The following is a 7367-nucleotide window of genomic DNA, read 5'->3' as shown; positions in this document are numbered from 1 at the left end:
AGTTAAGAGTCAACCAGGTGCAAAGATTTATATCTTTGACCGCAGTGGTAAGTTACTCAAACAGCTGAGTCCATTGGGAGAAGGTTGGGATGGAACTTACGGAGGTAGACCAATGCCATCTACGGATTACTGGTTTACGATAGAGTACAATGATTTTTCAGGAAATAAAAGAGAATACAAAGGACATTTTTCACTAAAAAGATAGTTGTGTACTTCTTTGTAAGACTGAACGTTAGATAGTGTTCTATGTTTTTATAATAGAAAAGGGTGAGATAGTGATGTCTCACCCTTTTTTGCTTCTGTAAAATATAAACAGTACATGTGAGTTAGTAATACGTGATGTTTTGCATAGCTTTGTATATATAAATTTTGAATGATGAAAGTAGCGTTAGTTCAAGCTCCTTTAGTTTGGGAGGATAAAAGGAAGAATATTGCATATTTCGATACTATATTAAATCAATTAGAAAGTGATGTTGATTTGGTTGTACTTCCTGAAATGTTTACTTCTGGCTTTACGATGAGACCAGAGAGTGGATATTCTATTATGGATGGAGAAGAAGTCGAATGGATGAAAGCGATGGCTAAGAGGCATTCTTTTGCACTTACAGCAAGTATGATTATTAAGGAGGATGAATGTTTCTTTAATCGATTGTTTTTTGTGTTTCCTGATGCAAGTTTTAGAACTTATGATAAGAGACATTTGTTCTCTTTGGCAGGTGAGGAAAAGGTTTATAAGCCTGGATTAGAGAGATTAATTGTTAATTATAAAGGATGGAATATTTGTCCTTTGGTATGTTATGATTTAAGGTTTCCAGTATTTTCAAGAAACTTAGATGCAGTATATGATTTGATGATTTATGTTGCTAGTTGGCCTGACCAGAGAATTTATGCATGGGATACTATTATAAAGGCTAGAGCTGTTGAAAACATGAGTTATGTTGTTGGGGTGAATCGTTGGGGTGTTGATGAAAATAACAATGTATATTCTGGGCATTCACAAGTCATTGATTTTCTAGGACACTATGTTGCTGAACCGATGATTGGAGAGTGTGTTTCATATGTTTTAATAAGCAAAGAAAAACAAGACATTGCTAGGGCTCGTTTTGGTTTCTTAAAAGATGCTGACCGATTTACATTATAGGTTTTGAACGAATTTTATTATAAGAAAGAGGGATGTAGATTTTGAAATCTACATCCCTCTTTCTTATTGTGGATTATATTATAATTGAATAGTTTGTTCAATATCCCAATTGGCTCTAACATCTATTTGTTCTGGATGATAAATAGTTTCTTCAGGTTGCCTTCTGTCAAAATAATAGCCTGAATCCCATTTTCTATTTTTATTGTCATCGTATATTATTCTTAAGTAATACAATTTAGGTGGTAGTAAGTCGAAAAGGATAGAGGTTTCTTTTTCACTATAAACTTCTGATACGACTTCTTCTTTACTGTCTAATATTTGTAAAATGATAGGGAAACGCTTTACGCCATTTAAGTGAACGTTTAAATTTCCATAGTCTGTTTTTTCTTTGGTTTTAACCTCAAATTTTATACTATCATTCTCTTTTCCGAAGAAATCTATTAAAGCTCCTGGGAGTAGTTCGATTGTATAACGATCCGCTTCCTTTTTCTGAAATACAAGCTGAATTTTTTGCTCTTTAAAGTCATTTATATATTCAAAAGGAATTTTTGAAGAATCTTTATCCGTGATGAAAATATTATTGGAATTAATTTCTGAAATTGGAGTTTTACTAATTAGCTTAAAAGTATCTTTTAAGTCTAGCGTGTTGCTTTGTACTGCACTAATACTTAATGTGTCAACAGTTTTCATATTTGGTCTAGGTCGGACAGTAAAAGTTTCAGAATAATCTTTTTTAGAAACTAAAACTGATAGTGAATCTAACTCGATTTTAGGAAACCAAACTTGTAAACTATCTTTGGCGGGAAGATAGGTAAATGTACTTTTTATAAGTTCTTCACCATTTTTCACAGTGATATTTACACTGTCTGCTCCTCCTTGATATGGTAAATACCATTTGTTCTGAGATACTTGAGCAGGTCGGGTTGCTTTAAATTTTTCTTGGGATTTAAATAGTGTTAAATCGTAACTTTCATCTGTGGGTATTTGAATAGAATCTTTTATAAATCCTATCTTGTCTTGTGCAGGGTCAAATTTATAATTGTTGTTTTTGTCCTTTAGTGCGAGTATGTAATAACTTCCCTCCTTGATATTTTCGATTTTGAAAGTCGTTAAACTATCGAGTGTATTAGTTATGTATAAAGGTTTTTGTTTATATACTGTTGAGTCAGTAAACGTTTTTGCATCATATAGCATGATGTTTACGAAATTATCGGGCTTTAATTGATTAGCGGATTTTATAGTCCCAGATACGGTTAAAGAGTCTATATAATCACCGGTTGAAAATATGTATTTAAATTGCGGGAATACATTACCTTCATTGTTGTCAGTTATACTTTCTCCAAAGTTAAAACTATAGGTGGTATTAGGACTTAATGTGTCTTTTATTTTTACTGTAAGTACTTTACTTGCGCTTCCCATTGGTGTTACATCAGGTATGTTTTCCATCGGTGGGGAAATTATCAAGTTTTGATTGATATTTTTTAATTTAATGTACTCGTCAAAAGTAATTTTGAACTCCTTTTGGTTGAAATTGGTTGAAGAGTTTTTAGGTTGAAATGATAATGCTACTGGTGGAATGGTATCTATATCTCCTCCTGTAATATAGCCTCGTTTGGCACAATTTGAAAAACAGATAATTATAATAGTTACTAATACGATATAGCGCATTTTAATCATAGCAAAAAGTTTATAAAGCAAAGAAACGATTATATTTTTTACTAATAAAATATAGGGATTAAAAGTTTAAATTGTTAGTAGGGATTGGTATATCAATTGTTCTTCGTTTAGGTTAAGATGAGTTTATCGCGTTGATGCAAGACAAGCTATACTAATTTTACAGTTAGGAATTTGTAATATTTTTTTTGCACATGACTCAATGGTTCCACCTGTTGTTAGTATATCATCTATTAAAAGATAGTGTTTATTTGAGTCTTCTAGATTGTATTTGATTTCAAATTTTTCTTCTGTTTTTGATGTTCTATCAAATATGCTTTTCTTTGTTTGAGAACTGTAATTTTTTGTTTTATATAGCAAATGGTTGGCTATTGGAATTTTTAATTCTTCTGATAATGCTTGAGCAAACCCGTTTAGCTGGTTATAGCCTCGGCTTCTAAGTTTGTCTTTATGTAAAGGTACTGGTATAATAGCGTCTAAGTGCTTATAATAAGGGGAAGAAAGAAGTTTCTGAGCATACATCTTCCCTAAAAAATAGCTAATTTCAGGTTGGTTGCGATATTTGAGATGGTGAAGTATATTTTGAACAATCCCCCCTTTACTATAGTAGAGAAAAGAAGAAGCATATTCAATAGGGATTCTTCCGTAAAATTTACGTGTAGCTTCGTTTTTTACCATATTGCAATGATGAGTTAAAGGAAGTGAATTTCTACATAGTCGACAAATAACCTCTTCATTGTTTAAAAGCATTTCTTGGCATCCAAAACACAGTTTTGGAAATAAAAGATTTAAAAACGAACTCCACATAGCTTGTTGTTTTTCTATCGAATTTAGTAAAATAGTACATGGGAAAAAAAATAGTACGTGACATTTTTTGATAGTATCTTTGTTATAGTTAAAAGAGAATTAGTTTTACAAAGAATAATATATGAAGAAGTTAGATGAATTACAGCGTGAGATAATGCAATTGATGGTTTTAATGGCAGAAAAAGACAAGATTAAATCGATGTCAAAAATTGAAAGTATACGGGTTGATTTATATGATGCTTTAGATTTTGCAGACAATGACGACGAGTTAGTTCGTATTGGAAAGTTTTTGAAAATAGTGGAGGAATTAGAAGGTAAGTTGTAATGGATAAAATAAAATGTTTTTGTGGAAGTTTAACTGATTATCAGAATTGTTGTGGTCGTTATATAGAGAGGAGGCAGAATGCACCCAGTGCAGAGGCTTTAATGCGTTCACGATATACGGCGTATGTTTTATGTAAGTCTGCATATTTAATCGAAACTACTCATCCTAAAAAACGTTATTTACATAATAGAAAAGATATAGAGGCATGGGCATTAGAAAATAAATGGCTTAAACTTGAAATATTGGAAACTTCAGAAACAAATGTAGTTTTCAAGGCTTACTTTTTAGACGGTAATTTACAAAGTCAAGATCATTATGAAAGTTCTAAGTTTGAGTTTTTACAAGGAAGTTGGTATTATGTAGAAGGAAAGTTTTTATAAACTATAAAAGACGAATATTATGAAATGTTTAGTTATAGGTGCTACAGGGGCTACTGGTTATTCTTTAGTGCAACAATTGTTAGAAGATGATAGATTTAGTGAAGTAGTAGTATTTGTTCGTTCGGAATTTCCTTTGGAAAATGATAAGCTGAAAGTACATCAAGTAGATTTCAATAATCATGATGAATGGGCTAATTTAATTCAAGGAGATGTTGCTTTTTCTTGTTTGGGTACGACATTGAAGCAAGCTGGAAGTAAAGAAAAGCAATGGAAGGTTGATTACGAGTATCAATACAATTTTGCTAAAAATGCTTCTTTAAATAAAGTACCTGTTTTTGTGTTGGTGTCAGCACAAGGAGCAAATTCTGATTCAAAGATGTTCTATTCAAGAATGAAAGGAGAGTTAGAGAATGCTATTGATAAACTTTCATTTGAAAAACTTGTAATTATGAAGCCGGGATTATTAAAGAGACCTGATTCTGATAGATTCGGCGAACGTCTTGCTGAAAAAATGCTTAATGCATTTAATTCGATAGGTGTTTTTAAATCTTATAAACCACTACCGGTTCAGGTTTTAGCCTCAAAAATGATTGAAAAAGCTATGAGTTCAGAAGAAGACAGAATAGTTGTAGTGAGTGAGTTTCAAAACTAAAATAGTTTTAACTAAAAGAGGCAATTACATTACTAATGTAATTGCCTCTTTTGTTAGAAATTAAATTTAAAATGCATAAAGTTATTTAGCAGTAAACTCTAGGTTGATGTTTAATGTGATATCTTTTGCAATTGCTGTAGCAGAGGGATCGTAAGCAATTCCAAAATCAAAACGATTTAATGTTGCTTTTGCTTGAATCCCCATTCTTTGCAATCCGTTTCCATCATCTGCTAAGTGACCGCCGTATGTTAAATCGAATGTAATCGGTTTTTTGATGTCTTTTATAGTGATAAAACCTACCAGTTTATATTGATTTTCAGAACCTTTTACTTTAGTGATTTTAGTTGATTCAAAATTTAGTTGACCATACTTTTCTACATCAAAGAAATCTGGTGATGTTAAATGCTGGTCTCTCATCTCAATTCCTGTATTTATACTTTTGGCATCGATTGAAAACTTAAATACTCCTTTAGTAAGGTCATCAGATGTACCATTGTATACACCTTCATATTTATCAAATTTTCCGTCAACAAAGGATATTCCCATGTGTTTGACAGAGAAATTTAGGAATGAGTGCATTGGGTCTACATTCCAAGTAGTTTGTGCAAAAGAGGCTATTGAGAATAGAGCTACAACGAATAAATAAGTTGATTTTTTCATGATATTTATTTTTTATTTGATTACAAAACTAACTAATAGAAGGTGATTGCTCCCTTAACCTAGATTAAGAACGCATATATTTCTCTAAGTTAAAGAAAAATAGTATAAATGAAAAACGGTGTTTAAGTTTTATCTTAAACACCGTTTTATGGAATATAGAAATGACTAGTATTCTAGTTCATTTTTTTTAACCAATTTTTAATTGATATTTCATCATTAATTATTGACTTTAAGTCTGATATAGCAACCCTGTCTTGTTTCATAGAATCTCTATGTCGAATAGTTACAGTTTTGTCTTCCAATGTTTGATGGTCTACTGTTATACAGAAAGGAGTTCCCAATGCATCTTGACGACGGTAACGACGACCAACAGCGTCTTTATCATCGTAAGCGACATTAAACTCCCATTTAAGGTCTTCAATAATATCTTTTGCGATATCTGGTAGACCGTCTTTTCTAACCAAAGGCAGTATAGCAGCTTTAGTTGGAGCTAAAACTGATGGTAGTCTTAATACTGTACGAACACTTCCATCTTCTAAAACTTCTTCTTGTAAAGATTTCGAAAAAACTGCTAAAAACAAACGGTCCAAACCAACTGAAGTTTCAACTACATAAGGAGTGAAAGATGAATTAGTTTCATTATCAAAATATTGAAGTTTTTTACCAGAGTGTTGTTCATGAGCTTTAAGGTCAAAGTCTGTACGAGAGTGAATTCCTTCTAGCTCTTTGAAACCGAAAGGGAAATTGAACTCTATATCTGTAGCAGCATTAGCATAATGAGCTAACTTTTCATGGTCATGAAAACGATAGTTCTCAGCACCTAAACCTAAAGATAAATGCCATTTGTGACGAGTTTCTTTCCAATACTCGTACCATTTCATTTCTTCTCCTGGTTTTACAAAATATTGCATTTCCATTTGTTCAAACTCACGCATACGGAAAATGAACTGTCTTGCAACAATTTCGTTACGGAATGCTTTACCTGTTTGAGCGATTCCAAAAGGAATTTTCATTCTTCCAGTTTTTTGTACGTTTAGGAAGTTTACAAAAATACCTTGAGCTGTTTCAGGACGTAAGTATAGGTCCATAGCAGTGTCTGCAGAAGCTCCGAGTTTTGTTCCAAACATCAAATTAAATTGACGTACTTCAGTCCAATTTTTAGAACCTGACTCTGGATCTGCGATTTCTAATTCTTCAATTAATGCTTTTACATCAGCTAAATCACCAGAATCTAATCCACGTGCCATACGCTCTAAAATCTCTTTCTTTTTAGTATGGTACCCTATTACTCTTGGGTTTGTATTTACAAATTCAGCTTCGTCAAAAGAATCTCCAAAACGCTTTTGTGCTTTTTCGATTTCTTTAAGTGCCTTTTGATGTAGCTTCTCACAATAATCTTCGATTAAAACGTCTGCTCTGTATCTTTTTTTACTGTCTTTATTGTCAATCAAGGGGTCGTTAAAAGCATCTACGTGACCTGATGCTTTCCATGTTGTTGGATGCATAAAGATTGAGGCGTCAATTCCTACAATATTTTCATGCATTTGTACCATGGATTTCCACCAATATTCACGTATATTTCTTTTTAACTCAACACCGTTTTGTGCGTAGTCATACACTGCGCTTAAACCATCGTATATTTCACTTGACGGAAATATATATCCGTACTCCTTTGCGTGCGAAATTACGTTCTTAAAAATATCATCTTGTTTTGCCATAATGCAAAAG

The 7367-nt window shown here is 32.4% G+C and carries 9 protein-coding genes; 5 read left to right on the top strand and 4 right to left on the bottom strand.

Annotation, left to right across the window (positions count from 1 at the left end; genetic code table 11):
• On the top strand, positions 1–205 hold a 205-nt coding region (locus tag BM024_RS09595), incomplete at its 5' end, for a T9SS type B sorting domain-containing protein (protein WP_143077751.1).
• A 171-nt stretch (positions 206–376) separates the two neighbouring features.
• Positions 377–1141, top strand: a complete 765-nt coding sequence (locus tag BM024_RS09590) for a nitrilase family protein (protein ID WP_090679654.1) — start codon at positions 377–379, stop codon at positions 1139–1141.
• A 78-nt stretch (positions 1142–1219) separates the two neighbouring features.
• Here the strand turns inward: BM024_RS09590 and BM024_RS09585 are convergent, their stop codons facing one another.
• Together BM024_RS09585 and BM024_RS09580 are read right to left on the bottom strand one after the other, a co-directional pair.
• Positions 1220–2818 carry an Ig-like domain-containing domain gene (locus BM024_RS09585; protein ID WP_090679636.1) on the bottom strand — a complete coding sequence of 533 codons (1599 nt, stop codon included), beginning with the start codon at positions 2816–2818 and terminating at the stop codon, positions 1220–1222.
• A gap of 123 nt (positions 2819–2941) precedes the next feature.
• Positions 2942–3493: a ComF family protein gene (locus BM024_RS09580; RefSeq protein ID WP_090679635.1), complete on the bottom strand. Its 552-nt coding sequence runs from the start codon at positions 3491–3493 to the stop codon at positions 2942–2944.
• Between the two features lie 250 nt (positions 3494–3743).
• On the opposite strand from BM024_RS09580, the gene BM024_RS09575 reads away from it, so the two are divergent.
• Genes BM024_RS09575 through BM024_RS09565 form a run of 3 tightly spaced genes read left to right on the top strand, consistent with a single transcriptional unit; the run spans position 3744 to position 4979 of the window.
• Positions 3744–3947, top strand: a complete 204-nt coding sequence (locus BM024_RS09575; protein ID WP_090679633.1) for a hypothetical protein — start codon at positions 3744–3746, stop codon at positions 3945–3947.
• On the top strand, positions 3947–4327 hold the full coding sequence (locus BM024_RS09570; protein WP_177190201.1) for a YchJ family protein: 381 nt from the start codon (positions 3947–3949) through the stop codon (positions 4325–4327). The genes BM024_RS09575 and BM024_RS09570 overlap by 1 nt, the downstream gene beginning before the upstream one ends.
• Before the next feature lie 19 nt (positions 4328–4346).
• Positions 4347–4979: an NAD(P)H-binding protein gene (locus BM024_RS09565; RefSeq protein WP_090679632.1), complete on the top strand. Its 633-nt coding sequence runs from the start codon at positions 4347–4349 to the stop codon at positions 4977–4979.
• Between the two features lie 81 nt (positions 4980–5060).
• Here the strand turns inward: BM024_RS09565 and BM024_RS09560 are convergent, their stop codons facing one another.
• Positions 5061–5639, bottom strand: coding sequence for a YceI family protein (locus BM024_RS09560; RefSeq protein WP_090679630.1), 579 nt, complete (start codon positions 5637–5639; stop codon positions 5061–5063).
• A gap of 173 nt (positions 5640–5812) precedes the next feature.
• Positions 5813–7357, bottom strand: coding sequence for a glycine--tRNA ligase (locus tag BM024_RS09555; protein ID WP_090679629.1), 1545 nt, complete (start codon positions 7355–7357; stop codon positions 5813–5815).
• Between the last annotated feature and the right edge of the window lie 10 nt (positions 7358–7367).

Origin of the sequence: Myroides guanonis (assembly GCF_900114085.1) — a bacterium.
Taxonomy (GTDB): Bacteria; Bacteroidota; Bacteroidia; order Flavobacteriales; family Flavobacteriaceae; genus Flavobacterium; species Flavobacterium guanonis.
Note: the sequence above shows the minus strand (reverse complement) of the source record. Positions and strands in the feature narration are given on the sequence as shown.

Bases quoted from the DNA above. Each gene is read 5' to 3' on its own strand.
- BM024_RS09590 (WP_090679654.1), top strand. From the start codon at position 377: ATGAAAGTAGCGTTAGTTCAAGCTCCTTTAGTTTGGGAGGATAAAAGG.
- BM024_RS09585 (WP_090679636.1), bottom strand. From the start codon at position 2,818: ATGATTAAAATGCGCTATATCGTATTAGTAACTATTATAATTATCTGT.
- BM024_RS09580 (WP_090679635.1), bottom strand. From the start codon at position 3,493: ATGGTAAAAAACGAAGCTACACGTAAATTTTACGGAAGAATCCCTATT.
- BM024_RS09575 (WP_090679633.1), top strand. From the start codon at position 3,744: ATGAAGAAGTTAGATGAATTACAGCGTGAGATAATGCAATTGATGGTT.
- BM024_RS09570 (WP_177190201.1), top strand. From the start codon at position 3,947: ATGGATAAAATAAAATGTTTTTGTGGAAGTTTAACTGATTATCAGAAT.
- BM024_RS09565 (WP_090679632.1), top strand. From the start codon at position 4,347: ATGAAATGTTTAGTTATAGGTGCTACAGGGGCTACTGGTTATTCTTTA.
- BM024_RS09560 (WP_090679630.1), bottom strand. From the start codon at position 5,639: ATGAAAAAATCAACTTATTTATTCGTTGTAGCTCTATTCTCAATAGCC.
- BM024_RS09555 (WP_090679629.1), bottom strand. From the start codon at position 7,357: ATGGCAAAACAAGATGATATTTTTAAGAACGTAATTTCGCACGCAAAG.